The sequence below is a fragment of the Yersinia massiliensis CCUG 53443 genome, assembly GCF_000312485.1.
Classification (GTDB): domain Bacteria; phylum Pseudomonadota; class Gammaproteobacteria; order Enterobacterales; family Enterobacteriaceae; genus Yersinia; species Yersinia massiliensis.
On sequence record NZ_HE997645.1, the window covers coordinates 301,355 to 319,061 of the forward strand.

The window sequence follows — 17,707 nt, forward strand, 5'->3', positions numbered from 1 at the left end:
TTGCGACAGGAAGAAAACGATGAATAGCATAATAAACGCAGATACAAAATCAAAAACCGCTTATAATAACGTTCCTTTTACTCGATATGACTTCGGCTGGGTTATTCTCTGTATTGGTATGGCGATTGGCTCCGGTATTGTGTTTATGCCGGTACAAGTGGGCATTAAAGGTATTTGGGTCTTTATTGCCTCTGTTATCATTTCATATCCCGCCATTTATTTGTTGCAAAGTCTTTATCTTAAAACACTGTCAGAAAGTGAGAACTGTGAAGATTATACCAACGTCATCACACAATATTTGGGCCGAAACTGGGGCTTCTGGCTAGGTATTGCCTATTTCCTGATGCTATTGCACGGAATGTTTTCATACTCTCTCGCCGTCACCTTTGACAGTGCCTCCTACATCCAAACCTTTGGGCTGACCGAAGGGCTACTATCAAACTCTATCTGGTATGGATTGGCGGTTCTGGTGGTATTGGTTAGCATTGCCGCTCAAGGCGAACGCTTACTATTCAAGATATCCGGCCCGATGGTTTGCATAAAATTCGGTATCATTGTTGTATTAGGCATTGTGATGGTCCCGCATTGGAACTTTAATAATATTACCGCCTTCCCTGCGCTATTGCCGTTTATGCGCGACGTGTTTTTAACATTGCCCTTTACCCTGTTTTCTATTTTATTCGTTCAAATACTTAGCCCGATGAATATTGCCTATCGTAAAATTGAATCAGATAAGCGTATTGCCACTTATCGAGCGATTCGCGCTAACCGTGTCGCTTATATTATCCTTGCGGTTGCCGTATTGTTCTTTGCCTTCTCATTCACCTTTGCCATTAGCCATGAACAAGCCGTTTCCGCTTTTGAGCAAAATATCTCCGCACTTGCCATTGCAGCACAGGTTATTCCTGGATCAGTTGTTAGAGTCATGAGTGCGTTATTGAACATTTTTGCCATATTAACGGCATTCTTGGGTATTTATCTCGGTTTCCAAGAGGCAATAAAAGGGATTGTAACCAATATTATTTGTCGCTTTATTCCAGAGGAAAAGATAAATCAGAAAGTACTTCATATTGCGATTAGCGTTGGCGTTGTATTAGGCTTATGGGCTTGGATTTCAACCCGCTTCTCTATCCTGTTCTTTATGCAGCTCGGGAGCCCTTTGTTTGGTCTGGTATCATGCTTAATTCCTTGCTACCTCGTTTATAAAGTCGAAACACTGCATAAATTTAAGGGACCAGCAGTTTGGTTTATCACTTTCTTTGGCATATTACTTTGCTTATCACCCTTCTTTAAATTTTTCGAATAAATGATGATTGTCGATATTGCTCTATTCAATGAGGTTAGCAATGAGTAAAAAACCAAACTCGGATTTCAGCATGAGTACCCGTATTACACAGGTCGGCAGAGATCCCGCGAAACAAGCCGGTTTTGTTAACGCAGCCGTTTATCGAGGTTCGACGGTTATTTTCCCTACCGTTAGCGATATTGAACATAATCGAGCCGAATTTAATTACGGAACGATGGGGACACCGACAATCGCCAATCTTGAAAATGCCTGGAGCGAGCTGGCGGGTGCCGCAGGAACCGTGCTGTCACCCTCAGGACTGGGTGCCATTGCGCTGGCATTACTGACAACACTGAAAGCCGGTGACCACCTGCTCATGCCAGATAGTGTGTACAAACCCACTCGCCTATTTTGTGCTGGGATGTTGGGCAAAATGGGCATCGAGACCACTTACTATGACCCCTTAATTGGCGCTGACATAAAAACCTTGTTCCGCCCGAATACTTCCACCCTATTTTTAGAATCGCCTGGCTCTCAAAGTTTTGAAATTCAAGATATCCCAACGATGACAGCACTAGCGAAAAAACAGGGGATCGCGACCATTATTGATAATACTTGGGCCACACCGATATTTTTCCGCGCCCATGAACATGGCTGTGATATTTCCGTTGAGGCCGGCACGAAATATTTAGGAGGACATTCCGATTTACTCATGGGGGTGGTTTCTGCCAATGAGGACTGGTGGCCTAAATTACGGGAAACCTATGATCTGATGGCCATGTTGCCAGGTGCAGAAGACTGTTTCCTCGCACTGCGGGGGTTACGGACGATGTACTTGCGATTGAAAGAGGCCGAAAAGCGCGGTCTGGAGATGGCTCACTGGCTTAAATCCCGTCCGGAGGTATTAAAAGTTCTGCATCCTGCGCTGCCTGATTGCCCAGGACATGAATTTTGGCAACGAGATTTTAAAGGCTCGTCTGGTCTTTTCTCTCTTATTTTACAACCGGAATACACCAAAGCCGGCGTTGATAATATGTTAGATAACATGTCTATTTTCGCCATGGGCTACTCTTGGGGAGGTTTTGAAAGCCTCGTCATTCCTTTTAATTGCGCTGAATATCGTACCGTAACGCAGTGGCAACCCGGCGGTCGGGCACTGCGTTTGCAGATTGGTTTGGAAGATATGGATGAACTGAAAGCCGATCTGGCACAAGGGTTTGAGCGCTTAAAACAAGCTGTCTAGAACGTCATTTCCATCAAGGTGATCGACGACGCTCGGTCACCTACTCTTCCCCTACTTTTTCCCTAATGCTAATTGGCGCAATCGTCGAATAAATGGCCCTGATTCATCGATAACAACCTGCGACGATGGCTGGTTGAGGCATTCCAATGAGATAGCACCTTGATAGCCGGAAAACTGGAGTTGCCGATAGATATCATCAAAGGAAAGATGGCCATACCCCGGAAACGCACGATTAGAATCGGCAAAGTGCACGTGCCGTAACCGAGTCCCCATCAGTTGGATCGCCTGTGCAAAATGTTGATCCTCAATATTCGCATGAAACACATCCCATAGAATGCCAACATGAGACGGTGAGCCAATGAAATCGAGGAAAGACACCATCTCGGCTGCGCTATTGATATGTTCCATCTCATAGCGATTTAGCGCTTCGATGATGAGGGTGACACCACTGCGCTGCGCATAATCGAGACAAGGGCTTAATCCTTCGGCCAGTAAATGGCAGTAATTATCGGCACTGAGTGAGTATCCGGACGCGCGCAATGAACCAATGGTGACATAGGAGCCCAGTGTTGCTGCTGCATCGATATGACGACAAATACGTTGTTGAGTACGCTGTAATACGGCGGGATCTTGCGCCAATAATGATAGCCCGTCTCGCTTACGGGCCTGCCCACTGGCAATCGTCGTACACTTCAGATCATGCGCTGCTAATGCCTTGGCTATAGTCTTAATATCGATATCGTTATAATCAGAAATACACAGCTCAGCCGCATCAAAGCCGCTCTCTTGCAACCAAGCGAGTCCCTGATAAAAATCCGCAGCGCGAAAAGGGGAAAAAATGGCATCATACTGACAGGTGAGCGTCGCACTAAATTTAATCATCATCTCATTCCATGTATAAATAACTAAGCCTTGCTCCCCGATGCAATAGCACGGGGGAGCTTATATTGAGGGCGGTGCAGGTTATTTCATGGCGCGCTTTAGGATACGTTCGGCATTTTTGGCAAAGAAAGAAGCCGCCTCTTTCACGGTGAAATCACCTTGGTCTATTTTCTGAATTGTTTCATGGTAAAGAGAGACAAACTGCGGGTAATCGAAATAAGGTGACGTGGGAATATTGTGGGGCAGAGCCATAAATGATTTCAGCCCCGCCACAGCAATACTGCTCTCCTGAATCGTGCCATCCTGCAATAGCTGTTGATAGGCTTTGTCGCTGATCGGTACGCCTCTCTCCAGCCCCATCGCTTTGATGCCTTCAGGTTCGTTCATCAGGAAGTTAACCAATAAAGCGGCTTCTTCCGGATGCTTCGTCGTGCGGCCAATGCTGAACATCATGGTAGGTTTAAAGAATAAGCCCGCGTCTTTTGCTCCTGGCAACATGAAAAACGGCCCCAATTCAAGCTTGTTATAGGGCGGCTGTAAGCTATTTTCATACATGGTGGCGTTGGTATTCCACATATAAACGCCCCCCCATGCGCCATTAATCCATGGCTTCATTTCCCACGTATTCGCTTTACCATAAGAGGCTAATACACGCTTAGAAGGGAATACATGGCTATCGACCAGATCCTTATAAAGTTGGAAAAACTCTTCCCACTGCGCGGCGGTGTAATTGAATTTTCCTGTTTTTTCATCAATAGCGGGAATGTTGTATTTCTGCGCCATATAAGAGTGCAATAGAGTCAGTGATTCCATGTAGTCCAGAACCAATGGATAGCTATTGTTATTTTTGGCTTTAAACGCGATTCCGGCGGCTTTCAGCTCATCCCAACTTTGCGGATAAGCAACTCCCATCTCTTCCCAGAGTTTTTTATTGTAATAGAAACTACGGGCAGTCATGGCGACCGGAATACCGTTAAGTTTGTTATTTACCGTCACACTATTGAGCGATTCTGGGTCATATTGCGTCAGATCGAGTGTCTTAGCGACCTGACGCAAATCATAAAATCCAGAGCCATTTTTAGAGAATATTGGCAGCCAGTTCCAGTTGGTTTGAATAACATCAGGTTCTTTACCACCGGCGATTTGAGTGGTAAAGCGTGATAAATAGCCCTCCCAACCCGCATACTCAGCCTGAACTTTGATATTGGGATACTGCTGCTCAAATGCTTTTATTGCCTGAAGTGTCGCTTGATGGCGGCTATTTCCCCCCCACCATGAAAATCTTAACTCTACGTTTTCCGCCTGCGCCATACCGGATGTGGCCAGCAACAAGATTGAGGCAATAATTCCTGGTGTCTTAAACATAACTAAACCCTCTTATTATTATTGAATACTGTCGAGAATTGAGGTTGGAATAGTGGCAAGGTACAACGCCGGCAGACCATCTTTATCCGAGGAGAAGAGCACACTCTTTTCATCGGGTGTAAAAGAAGGATGGGGATGAGTCACTTGACGATCGCCATCGAGTACCGCCCACGAACTACTGTGCTTCGCTATCCTGTGGTTTTTTTGGTTCTTCAGATCGAAGAGATAGAGGTAGGGGTCAGTGGCATCGCCATACTTGTCATTATCGACGATGTCGATAGGCTTGCCAGAGCCGTCACCAACCGCCAATTGTCCATTGTGATTGCTCATCACATGTGAACAAGGCGGCATTGCGACAATTTTTTCATCCAGACCCGTATCAGGGGAAACTCGGCATAAATAGCGCACGGGACTGTCTTTTACATAGGTGACGTACATCATGGCAGAGCCATCCGGCACCCAAAATTCATGGGTATAACTTTCCCCAGGTGCGGGCTGTTTAACCCGACGAATATGGCTTCCATCTTCATTCATCAGCCACATGCGGGTTTCTACCCGATCCAGCGGCCCCTCATGGCAAAACGCCACAGTATTATCATCATAAGGGCGGTATATCGGGTGACCTAACCATTGGTTTTCCTGTAGCAATGTCGTACGGTGCCCATTGTGTAAATCCACTCGAATCACTCGGCAAAGTGGCTGCTCTTCGTAAAACTGTTGGAATACAGTCCAGTCACTGACCGGCCGCCAGCTATCGCGATGGATCTCCACGCCAACCAGTTTGGTGCAGTCGGAGTTAGCCACCCAAGTGCCATAGCCGACCCACTCATCCGCCACCTGATACACCGAGATCTCTGACAAGTCTTTCAATGTCACGCGCATCAGGTTACGTTCACTTTTGACGTAATAGAGATACTGTTCATCAGGTGAGAGGAACCCGCCAAAGGTGTTATCCCCAGCCCCTTCGGTCAATTGAGTCGCGATCCCGCTGGACAGCTCAAGCCGGTAATAATTGCGAAACCCGTCGAATTCTGCGGCGAAAATCAGTGAGCGCCCTTCGTCCAGAAAACACTTTTGATAAAAGTAGTTACGATGACAAATCACATTGGTTGGTGTCAGCCTAGTGACCCGTGAGCCTGTATCTTCGTCGATATACTCATGATATTCGAGTGGATAAATATCGCCCTTTGCCATGGTTATTGCTCCCTGTTATGCCGCGACAACAGTTTTCTGCCGACGGGTAATTGATCGATAAAAATAGGTTGATTGTGTTGCATGGATAAATTGCCGCAGATCCCCGTCAGAATGGACATCGCGCCCGCATGACTATCTGCACGTCGTTTGAGTGGGTCTGGGCCGGGATTGCCAAATAGCTCGGCTAATATCAAGGCATCACCGCCGCCATGCCCGCCTTGCCCGTATTCAACCGCAATACGCTCAGGCGCACCGAACATCGGATACCATGTAATTTCGCAGTCCATCAGGCTGCCTTCTTCTTTGCGTTCTCCCCCACCATTAACGTAGGAGTTCTCCACCAGCTTCATTTCCAGCCGACCTTTACTGCCGTTGAAGGCAATATTTAATCCCTCCCAAGGTTGATAAGCATTCAGGGAGTAAGTTAATAAGGTCTTGTTGCGGTACTTCACCATGACCGCCAAGGTGTCTTCGATACTGATGCCATCACTAAAGACGCTTTGATCACGCAGGTAGCCATCTTCATGTTCTGCATCCAGATACAAACTCTTGAGCATGTCTCGCTCTGCCATATGCAGGGCAAAGGGGTCGTTGCGGGCATGTGGGGCGTTGTGACAGCGCGGATAGAAATCTGTCACGCCGCGATTCTCGGCATTTTCCTTGCCATAAAAACGCAGGTCACCCTGGGCAAAGACGAATTCGGGTACTGAGTCGAGCCAGAAGTTGACGAGATCGAAATGATGGGTGGATTTGTGCACCAGCAATCCGCCGCTGTTACGTTTATCGCGATGCCAACGGCGGAAATAGTCGGCACCATGTTGAGTATTTAGCAGCCATTCAAAATGCACGGAAAAAATATCACCCACCGTGCCATTGAGGATTAGCTCGCGCAGCTTGCTGTGATGGGGTGCATAGCGATAGTTAAATGTGACGCGCAGATCGCGCCCCGTTTTTTCGACGGTCTCCACAATAGCAAGACAGCGTTCGGCATCAATCGTCATGGGTTTTTCTGTAATAACGTCGCATCCCAATTCCATCGCACGGATGATGTAGCGGTCGTGTGTGCGATCCACACTGGTGACAATCACAATATCGGGCCGATGCTGGGTAATCATTTGTTCGAAATCGGCGGCTTTCCATGTTGTGACCGCTGGATGGCCCCATTTTTCGAGATTGCGATTGGCATAATCCATGCGCGTTTGATTCGAATCACACAGTGCGACCAGACGTGCTGTTTGTCGGTAGGTGGTCGCAATGGCTTCCAAATACATCCCCGAACGCCCGCCAGTGCCGACCAGTGCATAGGTCTTCATATACTCGTTTCCCCTTCCTTTCGCTGATTCACAGGACTGCGATTGACTCACCACAACCCCCGTTCTACTATCCGTTCACTTGGATGACGTACCCACGCAGTTTGTAGGAGAACCACTATGGGTAGCTCGACACCGCTGCTGTTTATTGAGATAAACACGCCCGCTATGTGGCAATGGGATGTGTTTCTCGACCTGATGCGTCATATCAAAAAACTCCCCTTTAATGGCCTGATCGTGCATCAGCAATCACTGCTGGCCCTATTAGCCAAACCTTCACCGCGATGCCCGAGATCCACGGTCGAGCACATGTTGTTGGCTCGAAATAACGCCCTGCAATATCTGCAAAAAGTGGGGCAATATTGCGAAGAAAATCATCTTCAGTTATGGCTGCAAGGTGAGGCGGCACCGGATAACCACGAGTTACGCCGTAAATTTCCTGAATATTTTCTTTCCACTGATTCCGATAATGAGGCGGCATTTCTTAACCTCTTTTTTGGTGAAACATTGCCAGAAATATTGAGCCACCTGCCCACAGTACGCGGGTTGCGGCTATCCCTCTCAACCCCCACAGTCCACCGAACCGAGTGGGAAACCGCCCTTCAGTGCCTCTACCAGAACCTACGCCTTCAGGGCCGCCAATTAGTTTTGCGCGACTATCAGGACAAAGAGTGGCCCCGCCAGCAATTAAAGATGGCGTTAGATGCTTTACCTCATGATGTACGGGCTTCAATGAAAGCCACAGAATTGGACTATCGTCCTGGATTTGCTAACAACCTTAACTTGACCAGCCTAGCCGGCTATCGTAAGTGGGTGGAATTCGACCTTTGGGGCATCGAATATGGTTGGGCGCTGCTTCCGTGTTGCCTATTAGACGAACTGCAAAAGCGTCTGCACTGGGCCAGCCAAAATCTAGGCGATGAACTTGAGGCCATCACAGCGCGCATCAACTGGGAGTGGCTCCCGAATAACCCACTCTTGGGGGCAGTCAATGAACTCAATTTGTTCGGCCTCTCGCGTTTAATCCGTACCCCTACCGTCTCGTCACAGGCTATTTTTACCGAGTGGTTAGCCCCCCATTGCGTGCACCCCCTGCCGCAACAGGAAATCGACGATCTGTTTGCCATTTACACCTCCAGTTATGACTGGATTTGCAAGACTTCCAGCTTGCTCGGCCGCTTATTACAGCGCCATAGCCAGCCACCTTTTGATTTTGAACAAGCGCTACAGTTGCTCCATATGGACACTCGCAGTGCCAACTGGTCGCAATCTTTCCAGCCGCTGATGCCCCCTGACGATGAAGTTGTTGGCGAGCAACAGATGCAACTTATCGCACTGGAAAAACAGAAGTCTCGTTTCTTGGCTGAATATCTACGCACTCAAGTGAACAAGAAATTACCCGCCATGGCGCTCACCGATACCTTCAAACAGACCCTTATCGATACTTGGGAACGTGCTTTTTGGTATACACGCGCTTTTAGTCATATTACGGAGGCTTTTGCACTCCGCTTGTGGATCCACAAGTATGGCGAACACCCTGAACAGCGACAGAAGCTACTCATCTCATTACAAAAGTTGAACCAGTTCATCACTGAACTTGAAGCCTGGTTTGCTACCACAGGGGAGCACCACCCTTACACATTTAAGCTGTTGATCGACCCGCAAAGAATTCGGCATTTGGCCATGAGTTTGTCGTGTGATGCTTCTGCCCCTCTACGCTTGAAATGAGCATAAGCATTTCACCTGAGAAATAAACGGGGCGAGTGGTGGGAAGAGAGAGGGAAAGTGCGGTATTCGAGTAATATGTGAGCAATGCTACAGAACCCAAAAATTGTGCATGATGGCTGTCACAGAATGGCGGCGTTAAAGTGTGATATCGGTCATCCCGCTTTTTATCTTTCAGTTTATTTCCAACGACAAGTTTATTTCCAGCGGCAAGTTTATTTCGGACGGCTTTGATATTGAGGCGGTATACCATCAAGCCTGAAATATGACCTATTTCAGGCTTGATGGTATTTTCTGAATACACATTATCTTTTCGGTTTCAGCGCTAGAATGACGCTCTAAACAGCGCCATTCATTCGTTGGGCGCTACTCATTTTTAGCGAAGATCACCCACTTTAATATGGTCCATGTCATCAAATACCTGATTCTCACCGACCATGCCCCAAATGAAAGCATAGGCACGAGTACCGACGCCTGAGTGAATCGACCAGCTTGGCGAAATCACCGCTTGTTCATTTTGCACAATAATATGGCGGGTTTCCTGAGGTTGCCCCATCATATGAAATACGCAGCTATCCTCTTCTAAACCAAAATAGAAATACACTTCCATACGTCGTTCATGTGTGTGGCATGGCATGGTATTCCACAGATTACCTGGCGCTAATTCCGTTAACCCCATACTCAATTGGCAAGTTTCTAGCACGTCTGGAATAAAATACTTATTAATGGTGCGACGGTTGCTCGTGAGGTTATCACCCAACGTCACCTGAGAAGTTTCCGCTGGCGTCACGCGTTTAGTGGGATAGGCCATATGCGCAGGTGCACAATTATAATAAAAGCGTGCTGGTTGCTGGGCATCCGTACTGGCGAACACCACATCCTTAGCCCCTTTACCGACATAAAGTCCATCGCGCGGACCAATTTCGTAGCAGGTACCATCAACAGTCACCGTTCCCGCCCCACCGATATTGATGATCCCCAGTTCACGACGCTCGAGAAAATAACTGACGCCAAGCTGTTTCCCAACGTCACACCCGATAGTGACAGACTGGGTGACCGGCATGACACCACCCACGATAATGCGGTCAATATGGCTGTAGGTCATCGTGAACTCATCTGTACTGAAAAGCGTCTCTATCAGAAACTCTTTGCGTAACCCTTGGGTATCAAGACTTTTAGCATGGTCGCTATGGATACTTTGACGAACATCCATTGTAGCTCCTTATCGTTTTGGTTTGAGGCTGCCGATAAATTTATACGCACCGATATAGCGGGCTCAAGAATGATAATCTTCGCTAAAAATAAGCCCGAGATTAATCAATAAAAACAGCCCGTTATCGTCCGATTTAATCAACTTTCAAATATAACAAAAAGCATATTATCAGTTCTTCGAAGCGTAAAATGTGACAACCAATAAAATAATATTCCATTTATAATGAACCTTAATTCCATTTAATCAACGGAATTAGATGAAGACGTGCAGTCTTGTCAGACCAAATAGGGAGCGGTACACATAAAATCAAATGAAGTAACGCTAAAATTGCAGAAAAAGTATGACGCGACGCAAAGTTATCACACCAAAATAATCAAGCTATTGGATCTCAACAACACTTACAATATAAATAACTCATACTTATCAAATAAATACAAAGTAATGCGATACAATTAATCTACATACTCGAGACTGAAACGACTTTCCACTTTTGTGATATCACTCAATTTACAAAGCTGTATAATAAGTTACTTTGTGTTACATCTGATTAGCCAATGACATCTTTGGCAACCTATTAAAAACGGACTGACTAATACAGATTGGGCTTTATCTGGCGTTCAGCTTATGTCTAAAAACCAGCTCATTACAGAAGGGTCATATCAGATAAAAATAACACCTGGGCCATATTCCAACCGTGTTTTGATTCACTGAGTCCTCCCCAGGTTTTTTAGTTCACTTCTGGAGATCACCAAATGGAATTATCAAAAACGCTACTCAGTCTTTGCCTCGCTTCAACAACATTGTTCATCACTCATACTTCTGTTGCTGCGCAGCAAATTAAAGCCGCAGATGTTCATCCCGCAGGTTACCCAAACGTCGTTGCCGTTGAGCATATGGGTGAAAAATTAAAACAAGCTACCGATGGCCGACTGGAAATTAAAACCTTCGCCGGTGGGGTATTAGGTGATGAGAAACAAGAGATAGAGCAGGCGCAAATCGGTGCCATCGATATCATTCGCGTTTCCATGTCACCGGTTGCAGCGATCTTACCGGAAGTTGATGTCTTCACCCTCCCCTATATTTTCCGCGATGAAGATCATATGCATAAGGTACTGGACGGTGAGATCGGTCAGGAGATTGGTCAGAAAATTACCGACAGCGCCAAATCAAAAATGGTCTTCCTGGGCTGGATGGATGGCGGCACCCGCAACATGATCACTAAAAAGCCGATCAATAAGCCGGAAGATCTGCAAGGGATGAAAATCCGTGTTCAAGGCAGTCCAGTCGCACTCGCCACATTGAAAGCGATGGGCGGAAATGCCATCAGTATGGGCGTCAGCGAAGTCTTCAGCAGTATGCAGACCGGCGTTATCGATGGAGCCGAGAACAATCCTCCGACTTATATCGCGCATAACTACATGCCTGTCGCCAAAAACTACACCCTTACTGGCCATATGATTATTCCGGAAGTGTTCCTCTACTCCAAAGCCAAGTGGAACAAGTTGTCAGCAGAAGACCAACAATTGATCTTGAAACTCGCGAAAGAAGCCCAAGCCGAGCAGCGCCAATTGTGGGCAGCCTATAACCAAGAGTCTCTGGATAAAATGAAAGCCGGTAACGTCAATATTCAAGATATTGATCGCGACTATTTCTATAAAGCCACCCAACCCGTTCGCGATGAGTTTGGTAAAAATTACCAAGATCTGATCCAACGTATCGAAGCGGTCCAATAATCGTCTGGGGTGGAGGCGTCGTTCTCCACCTCTCTTTTTCTGACTAGGACCTAGGGGATTATTATGTCTCGCTCCTACTTATCGCTCATGGATTTCTTGTACCGTTTTTCTATCTGGTTGGCCGGTTTCGCCTTGCTCGTCATGACTGCCGTGATCCCCGTGGGTATTTTTGCCCGTTATATCCTAAACACGGGCCTCTCATGGCCAGAGCCTGTCGCCATTATCTGCATGGTGACATTTACCTTCATTGGTGCCGCCGTCAGCTATCGTTCTTGCTCGCACATTGCCGTTAGCATGTTGACCGACCGACTTTCAGAGCCCATGAAGAAGGTCTGTTCCGCGCTCACCAATCTTATGATGCTGGCCATCAGCCTATTCATTCTCTATTACGGCGCTAACTTGTGCTTAGAACTGTGGGAACAACCTGTGGCGGAGTTTCCTGTTTTAACCGCAGGGGAAACCTACCTGCCGTTGCCAATAGGCTCATTTATCACGCTACTGTTCATTATTGAGCGTATCTTTTTAGGCCCACAGAACCACCGTCCGGTGGTCATGCTGGGTAATTCCTGAGTCGTCATAAGGAGTTGATAGCATTATGGATGCACTTATTTTACTCATGACGCTCGGTGTCATGCTCGCCATTGGCGTTCCCGTTGCCTACGCCGTTGGCATTAGTGCGATCGTGGGCGCCTTTTGGATAGACTTGCCACTCGAGGCCGTCATGATCCAGATAACCAATGGCGTGAACAAATTTTCGCTGTTGGCTATCCCGTTCTTTATTCTGGCTGGAGCCATCATGGCGGAAGGGGGAATTGCCCGCCGTCTGGTGAATTTCGCCTATATTTTTGTTGGCTTTATCCGCGGTGGCCTGTCATTGGTTAATATCGTGGCCTCGACCTTCTTTGGCGCGATTTCCGGCTCATCCGTGGCAGATACTGCCTCTATCGGTTCAGTCATGATTCCGGAAATGGACAAGAAAGGTTATCCGCGCGATTTTGCCGCTGCGGTCACCGCCAGTGGTTCAGTTCAGGCGATTCTGACTCCGCCGAGTCATAACTCAGTTATATACTCACTGGCAACCGGCGGCACAGTCTCCATCGCCTCACTGTTTATCGCCGGGATCTTGCCAGGCTTATTATTGAGCCTGACACTCATGGTGATGTGCGTCTGCTTTGCCCACAAACGTGGCTACCCGAAAGGCGAACGTGTTCCCTTCCGCCAAGCGCTGAAAATCTTCGTGGATACGTTGTGGGGATTGATGACCGTTGTCATCATCATGGGCGGGATTCTTTCAGGCATCTTTACCGCGACTGAATCTGCCGCCATCGCCTGTTTGTGGTCATTCTTCGTCACCATGTTCATTTACCGTGACTACAAATGGTCTGAATTACCTATTCTGATGTTCCGCACGGTGAAAACCGTCACTATCGTGATGATCCTGATTGGTTTTGCTGCCAGTTTCGGTGCCATCATGACCTATATGCAACTGCCCACACGGATCACCGAGTTCTTCACTTCTATCTCCGACAACAAATATGTGATCCTTCTGTGGATCAACATCATGTTGCTGTTGATCGGCACCTTGATGGACATGGCACCGTTGATCCTGATCTTGACTCCCGTGTTACTGCCGGTCGCGATCAATCTGGGCATCGACCCGGTTCATTTCGGTATGATCATGCTCGTTAACTTGGGTATTGGCCTGATCACTCCACCAGTGGGTTCGGTACTTTTCGTCGCCAGTGCTGTCAGTAAACAAAAGATAGAGCAGGTGGTGAAAGCCATGCTCCCATTCTATCTCGCCCTGTTCTGTGTGCTCATGCTAGTGACCTATATTCCAGCCATCTCGCTGTTCCTGCCTAAATTGTTTGGTGTACATACCGGATAACGCGGCGATAAATCGATAAACAAACCCATTCTGCTCAGGAGTGGGTTTGTTGTTTTTATGCAGGAACGACCTGTCGGTGTTAGGGATAACTGTTAGCGTTAAAAATAACAGCGGGGGTCACCGTCAAATCTCACTGAGACCCTACTCGCTCAGAATTCATCTTAGAAAACAACCACTGCGCAAAACTCCGCATCGCGGCAGTTTCAGTACGAGATTGAAGGCGAGTCAGCCAATATCCTCCCAAGCTGACCGTCGTACTAAAAGGCTGAATAATGCGTTCACTGCGTAACAAATGCATAAACATAGAGGGTGGGGCCAGCGCGATACCGATTTCGGCCTGCGCGGCTTCCAACATACCAACCGATGAGTCGAACACGATAATTTGCTGAGAAGGCGAAGGGACATTGACCCCTGCGGCGGTAAACCATGTTGACCACTCATCACGGCGGTAAGATCGAAGCAACGTAAATTTTTTGAGATCAGCGGGATGGCGTAAATCCCTCGCCAAAGCTGGCACACATAATGGCGACAGTGGCGCATCACATAAGAATTGTGAATCTGTCCCATGCCAAGCACCAGTGCCATAACGAATCGCGTAATCCAGCCCTTCAGCCACCACATCGACACGATTATTATGCGTCGAAAGGACCAACTCAACATGTGGATGTTGATGCTGAAAATCCCGCAAGCGCGCTAAGAGATAACCGTTGGCAAAGGTCCCCACAACACCCACCCTGACTTTCTCACGTACGATCCCTGCGGAAAAACGGTCTAATGTGTCAGCAATACGATCAAAAGAATCGTTAAGAATAGGCAATAAGTTCTCGCCTTCGGTTGTGAGTACTAACCCCCGTGAAATACGAATAAAGAGACGACAATTAAGGTGTTGTTCTAGCGCTTTGACCTGCTGGCTGATGGCGGCATGAGTGACATTTAATTCGATAGCAGCCTTAGTAAAACTTAACTGTCTGGCCGCCGCTTCGAAAGCACGCAGTGAATTTAGGGGTATATAACGGCGAACCATAGGTTTATCTGTTAGTTTTTCTATTAGTAAATGCCAAATATAATCGATTGTGATCCATAGTCAATCACTGCAAAATTTGTCGCGCAGAAGGAGCCACACTGCTTATTACTCATCGTTCTATGGAAGATTAACCAACAATGAAAAAGTCTATCATCAATACGCTGGTCTTTACCGCGTTCGCAGCTACCCCCCTTTATATTTCGGCACAAACAATACTGACGCCAAAGCAAGTGGCGACAATCGTTAATGACGCAATTGCTCCCCTCGTCGAAAAACAAGATATTCCGGGCATGGCCGTCGCGGTATTTTATGACGGAAAACCACAGTTTTTTAACTATGGCGTCGCCGATAAAAAAACAGGCCGCCCAGTGACTGAAAATACCCTGTTTGAACTGGGTTCTGTCAGCAAGACTTTTACTGGGATCGCAGGGGAATACGCCGCGCAAACCGGCATCATGAACCTTAATGATCCGGTGACAAAATACGCTCCAGAGCTTACTGGGAATCAGTGGAAAGACGTGAAAATGTTGCATTTGGCAACGTACACAGCGGGTGGTCTGCCTCTGCAACTTCCTGATTCAGTTATCGACCAAACAACATTATGGCAATTTTATCAACAATGGCAGCCGCAATGGGCGCCTGGTGTGATGCGTAATTATTCCAATGCCAGCATTGGCTTATTTGGTGCGTTGGCAGTAAAAAGAAGTCAGTTAACGTTTGAGAACTACATGACTCAGCATGTATTTCACCCATTAAAACTGGATCACACCTTTATTACTGTCCCTGAGGCTATGCAGTCAAATTATGCATGGGGATATAAGGATGGTCAGCCAGTTCGCGTCACATTAGGTATGTTGGGTGAGGAAGCTTACGGTGTGAAATCCAGCTCGCACGATATGGTGAAATTCCTTCAGGCCAATATGAACCCAAATAGCTTACCGGCTGGGAACGATGTACTGAAGAAAGCGATCACCGCCTCTCAATCACGTTATTTCCAAGCGGGAGAAATGTTCCAAGGGCTGGGATGGGAAATGTATAACTGGCCTATCAATCCGCAGCATGTTGTGGCTGACAGTGGCAATGATATCGCCTTGAAGCCGCGTAAAGTTGATGCGTTGGTACCACCAGTGAATGCCATGCCGGCATCTTGGGTACATAAGACGGGCGCAACCAATGGTTTCGGCGCTTATATTGTTTTCATTCCAGAAGAAAATATTGGCATCGTCATGTTAGCGAATAAAAACTATCCTAACCCTGTTCGTGTCCAAGCCGCCTATAATATCCTTCAAGCATTACGTTGATGATAGCGTCACTTTGATTTAATAGCCTCTTGAGTAGCTATCGCTAGTTGAGAGGCTTTACTACATGATATCCATCCCCTCAGAATTTGACTCTATTTTCATATGTTTTCCCCTCTATCTTATCCGTTAATTTTAACGTGGTGAGCAATATATAAATGGAATGCTTTTTGTCGACACGCCATAATACCCCTCCTTTTTTTTAGAAAAATCAATTTGCATTTTCCTGTTTGGTATTGTGTAAAACTCGTGGATCATAAGACTATTAAATAGTGTATCATCAATACTATTTACCTCACTGACCCAATTGTTCACTGAACTTAACAAAATAACATCATTTATGACCTCAACATAAAAATGAATCCTCCTACTAATCACTCCCATATTTTTATTGTCTTTATAAAGTTTACCATCTATAGAAATAATACCTTTGGTTGAGTTGACCGAAAAATCAATACTGATGTTAGCCACTATGCTTGGATCACTACCATAGATGATAACTTCAGCATCGCAATTAACAACTTTTAGTACGCGATTCCCTCCATCATTGCTCTCTCTTAAAAAAAACAACAATAGTGATACAGAAATTGTGATAAAGGTAAAAATAGAAACCTTAATTTTATTTTTAATACAAATATTGAGTATATTTTTCATATATATCTTTTTTTTATCTCATTTAAACACCATACCCCCTGGCATGATTACGTTGATGTACTTAACTCAATGGGCCTGCTACGCCTGTTAAACGAAAACATTCCCATCATTTTATGTCACCAATAATCGGGATAAACCCTACATAGTCAACTATCCAACGCTAGGAAAAACAATTAGATGAATTCATCCTGTTAGAAAATAACAGGCTGCGAAAATTTGCAGCCTGTTGTTGGCTCAATTGAATAGGCCTAGCCTATCGCTGGGAAGTATCAGTTGGGACCGTCATGGTTGGATGCTTAATCCAACCTGACGATGTACCATCATCCTTTGGTAAATTACCGATAAAGTTACCATCCTGTTTTGAGCCTGGGTAACTTGGGCTCATATGATTCGGATCACTTTCTACTGGTTTTTTAACCGAATTAACTGGCTGTTTAGCCGTCGGCTTAGGTTGTCGTATCTCCGATGGTTTTGGATAGGATGTAGGTTCCTCCCCCGCGGTGGTTTTCTTGATCCACTGAGAAGAGTTTTTATCATCTTTCGGTAAATGGCCTTTGAAATCACCACCGAGTTGTGAACCTGGATAACTAGGGCTCATATGATTTGGCTTATCAGCTTCTTTCACCGGTTTTGATGGGTAACTCTTTGGTGGCGTTGGCTTATCATTATCAGCCGGCGTCGTTTTTGGTGGCGTCGGTTTCTCACTCACCGTCGGTGGCGTCTTCGGTGGTGTTGGCTTCTCACTCACCGTCGGTGGCGTCTTCGGTGGTGTTGGCTTCTCACTCACCGTCGGCGGCGTCTTCGGTGGTGTGGTTTCTCACTCACCGTCGGCGGCGTCTTCGGTGGTGTTGGTTTCTCACTCACCGTCGGTGGCGTCTTCGGTGGTGTTGGCT

15 protein-coding genes are annotated in these 17,707 nt (G+C 46.6%); 7 read left to right on the forward strand and 8 right to left on the reverse strand.

The genetic code is table 11. The features are described from left to right. Positions 1–19 precede the first annotated feature (19 nt). On the forward strand, positions 20–1,306 hold the full coding sequence (locus BN68_RS13920; protein WP_019211769.1) for an amino acid permease: 1,287 nt from the start codon (positions 20–22) through the stop codon (positions 1,304–1,306). 40 nt (positions 1,307–1,346) lie between these two features. Then, positions 1,347–2,528, forward strand: a complete 1,182-nt coding sequence (metC, locus tag BN68_RS13925) for a cystathionine beta-lyase (RefSeq protein ID WP_019211770.1) — start codon at positions 1,347–1,349, stop codon at positions 2,526–2,528. 51 nt (positions 2,529–2,579) lie between these two features. On the opposite strand, the gene BN68_RS13930 is transcribed toward metC, so the two are convergent. The 4 genes from BN68_RS13930 to BN68_RS13945 all read right to left on the reverse strand — a co-directional run bounded on the left by BN68_RS13930 (position 2,580) and on the right by BN68_RS13945 (position 7,282). Continuing rightward, complete coding sequence (locus BN68_RS13930) at positions 2,580–3,410, reverse strand: sugar phosphate isomerase/epimerase family protein (RefSeq protein WP_019211771.1); 831 nt, start codon at positions 3,408–3,410, stop codon at positions 2,580–2,582. An 81-nt stretch (positions 3,411–3,491) separates the two neighbouring features. Then, positions 3,492–4,775 carry an ABC transporter substrate-binding protein gene (locus BN68_RS13935; protein WP_019211772.1) on the reverse strand — a complete coding sequence of 428 codons (1,284 nt, stop codon included), beginning with the start codon at positions 4,773–4,775 and terminating at the stop codon, positions 3,492–3,494. Positions 4,776–4,793: 18 nt separating this feature from the next. Next, positions 4,794–5,969, reverse strand: coding sequence for an oligogalacturonate lyase family protein (locus BN68_RS13940; protein WP_019211773.1), 1,176 nt, complete (start codon positions 5,967–5,969; stop codon positions 4,794–4,796). A gap of 2 nt (positions 5,970–5,971) precedes the next feature. Then, the gene (locus BN68_RS13945) at positions 5,972–7,282 is read right to left on the reverse strand and encodes a Gfo/Idh/MocA family protein (RefSeq protein WP_019211774.1); all 1,311 of its coding nucleotides are present in this window, start codon (positions 7,280–7,282) and stop codon (positions 5,972–5,974) included. A 117-nt stretch (positions 7,283–7,399) separates the two neighbouring features. Here BN68_RS13945 and BN68_RS13950 point away from each other — a divergent pair, with 117 nt between their 5' ends. Next, entirely contained in the window at positions 7,400–9,007 is a 1,608-nt protein-coding gene (locus BN68_RS13950) for a hypothetical protein (protein ID WP_019211775.1), read from the forward strand. A 373-nt stretch (positions 9,008–9,380) separates the two neighbouring features. Here the strand turns inward: BN68_RS13950 and kduI are convergent, their stop codons facing one another. Then, the gene (gene kduI, locus BN68_RS13955) at positions 9,381–10,217 is read right to left on the reverse strand and encodes a 5-dehydro-4-deoxy-D-glucuronate isomerase (RefSeq protein ID WP_019211776.1); all 837 of its coding nucleotides are present in this window, start codon (positions 10,215–10,217) and stop codon (positions 9,381–9,383) included. Between the two features lie 752 nt (positions 10,218–10,969). On the opposite strand from kduI, the gene BN68_RS13960 reads away from it, so the two are divergent. The 3 genes from BN68_RS13960 to BN68_RS13970 all read left to right on the forward strand — a co-directional run bounded on the left by BN68_RS13960 (position 10,970) and on the right by BN68_RS13970 (position 13,838). Then, positions 10,970–11,950: a TRAP transporter substrate-binding protein gene (locus tag BN68_RS13960; RefSeq protein ID WP_019211777.1), complete on the forward strand. Its 981-nt coding sequence runs from the start codon at positions 10,970–10,972 to the stop codon at positions 11,948–11,950. 63 nt (positions 11,951–12,013) lie between these two features. Further along, positions 12,014–12,520, forward strand: coding sequence for a TRAP transporter small permease (locus BN68_RS13965; protein ID WP_019211778.1), 507 nt, complete (start codon positions 12,014–12,016; stop codon positions 12,518–12,520). 25 nt (positions 12,521–12,545) lie between these two features. Then, on the forward strand, positions 12,546–13,838 hold the full coding sequence (locus BN68_RS13970; protein WP_019211779.1) for a TRAP transporter large permease: 1,293 nt from the start codon (positions 12,546–12,548) through the stop codon (positions 13,836–13,838). Between the two features lie 130 nt (positions 13,839–13,968). On the opposite strand, the gene ampR is transcribed toward BN68_RS13970, so the two are convergent. After that, complete coding sequence (gene ampR, locus BN68_RS13975; RefSeq protein WP_019211780.1) at positions 13,969–14,862, reverse strand: LysR family transcriptional regulator AmpR; 894 nt, start codon at positions 14,860–14,862, stop codon at positions 13,969–13,971. A 137-nt stretch (positions 14,863–14,999) separates the two neighbouring features. On the opposite strand from ampR, the gene ampC reads away from it, so the two are divergent. After that, positions 15,000–16,163 (forward strand): class C beta-lactamase, encoded by a 1,164-nt coding sequence (gene ampC / locus BN68_RS13980; RefSeq protein WP_019211781.1) that lies wholly within the window; start codon positions 15,000–15,002, stop codon positions 16,161–16,163. A 132-nt stretch (positions 16,164–16,295) separates the two neighbouring features. Here ampC and BN68_RS13985 read toward each other — a convergent pair whose 3' ends face one another. Further along, positions 16,296–16,814: a hypothetical protein gene (locus BN68_RS13985; protein WP_019211782.1), complete on the reverse strand. Its 519-nt coding sequence runs from the start codon at positions 16,812–16,814 to the stop codon at positions 16,296–16,298. A 253-nt stretch (positions 16,815–17,067) separates the two neighbouring features. Further along, complete coding sequence (locus tag BN68_RS13990) at positions 17,068–17,601, reverse strand: hypothetical protein (RefSeq protein ID WP_019211783.1); 534 nt, start codon at positions 17,599–17,601, stop codon at positions 17,068–17,070. Positions 17,602–17,707 lie beyond the last annotated feature (106 nt).

What these genes read in the sequence shown, in the direction of transcription:
- BN68_RS13920 (WP_019211769.1), top strand. Translation starts at nt 20, where the DNA reads ATGAATAGCATAATAAACGCAGATACAAAATCAAAAACCGCTTATAAT.
- metC (WP_019211770.1), top strand. Translation starts at nt 1,347, where the DNA reads ATGAGTAAAAAACCAAACTCGGATTTCAGCATGAGTACCCGTATTACA.
- BN68_RS13930 (WP_019211771.1), bottom strand. Translation starts at nt 3,410, where the DNA reads ATGATTAAATTTAGTGCGACGCTCACCTGTCAGTATGATGCCATTTTT.
- BN68_RS13935 (WP_019211772.1), bottom strand. Translation starts at nt 4,775, where the DNA reads ATGTTTAAGACACCAGGAATTATTGCCTCAATCTTGTTGCTGGCCACA.
- BN68_RS13940 (WP_019211773.1), bottom strand. Translation starts at nt 5,969, where the DNA reads ATGGCAAAGGGCGATATTTATCCACTCGAATATCATGAGTATATCGAC.
- BN68_RS13945 (WP_019211774.1), bottom strand. Translation starts at nt 7,282, where the DNA reads ATGAAGACCTATGCACTGGTCGGCACTGGCGGGCGTTCGGGGATGTAT.
- BN68_RS13950 (WP_019211775.1), top strand. Translation starts at nt 7,400, where the DNA reads ATGGGTAGCTCGACACCGCTGCTGTTTATTGAGATAAACACGCCCGCT.
- kduI (WP_019211776.1), bottom strand. Translation starts at nt 10,217, where the DNA reads ATGGATGTTCGTCAAAGTATCCATAGCGACCATGCTAAAAGTCTTGAT.
- BN68_RS13960 (WP_019211777.1), top strand. Translation starts at nt 10,970, where the DNA reads ATGGAATTATCAAAAACGCTACTCAGTCTTTGCCTCGCTTCAACAACA.
- BN68_RS13965 (WP_019211778.1), top strand. Translation starts at nt 12,014, where the DNA reads ATGTCTCGCTCCTACTTATCGCTCATGGATTTCTTGTACCGTTTTTCT.
- BN68_RS13970 (WP_019211779.1), top strand. Translation starts at nt 12,546, where the DNA reads ATGGATGCACTTATTTTACTCATGACGCTCGGTGTCATGCTCGCCATT.
- ampR (WP_019211780.1), bottom strand. Translation starts at nt 14,862, where the DNA reads ATGGTTCGCCGTTATATACCCCTAAATTCACTGCGTGCTTTCGAAGCG.
- ampC (WP_019211781.1), top strand. Translation starts at nt 15,000, where the DNA reads ATGAAAAAGTCTATCATCAATACGCTGGTCTTTACCGCGTTCGCAGCT.
- BN68_RS13985 (WP_019211782.1), bottom strand. Translation starts at nt 16,814, where the DNA reads ATGAAAAATATACTCAATATTTGTATTAAAAATAAAATTAAGGTTTCT.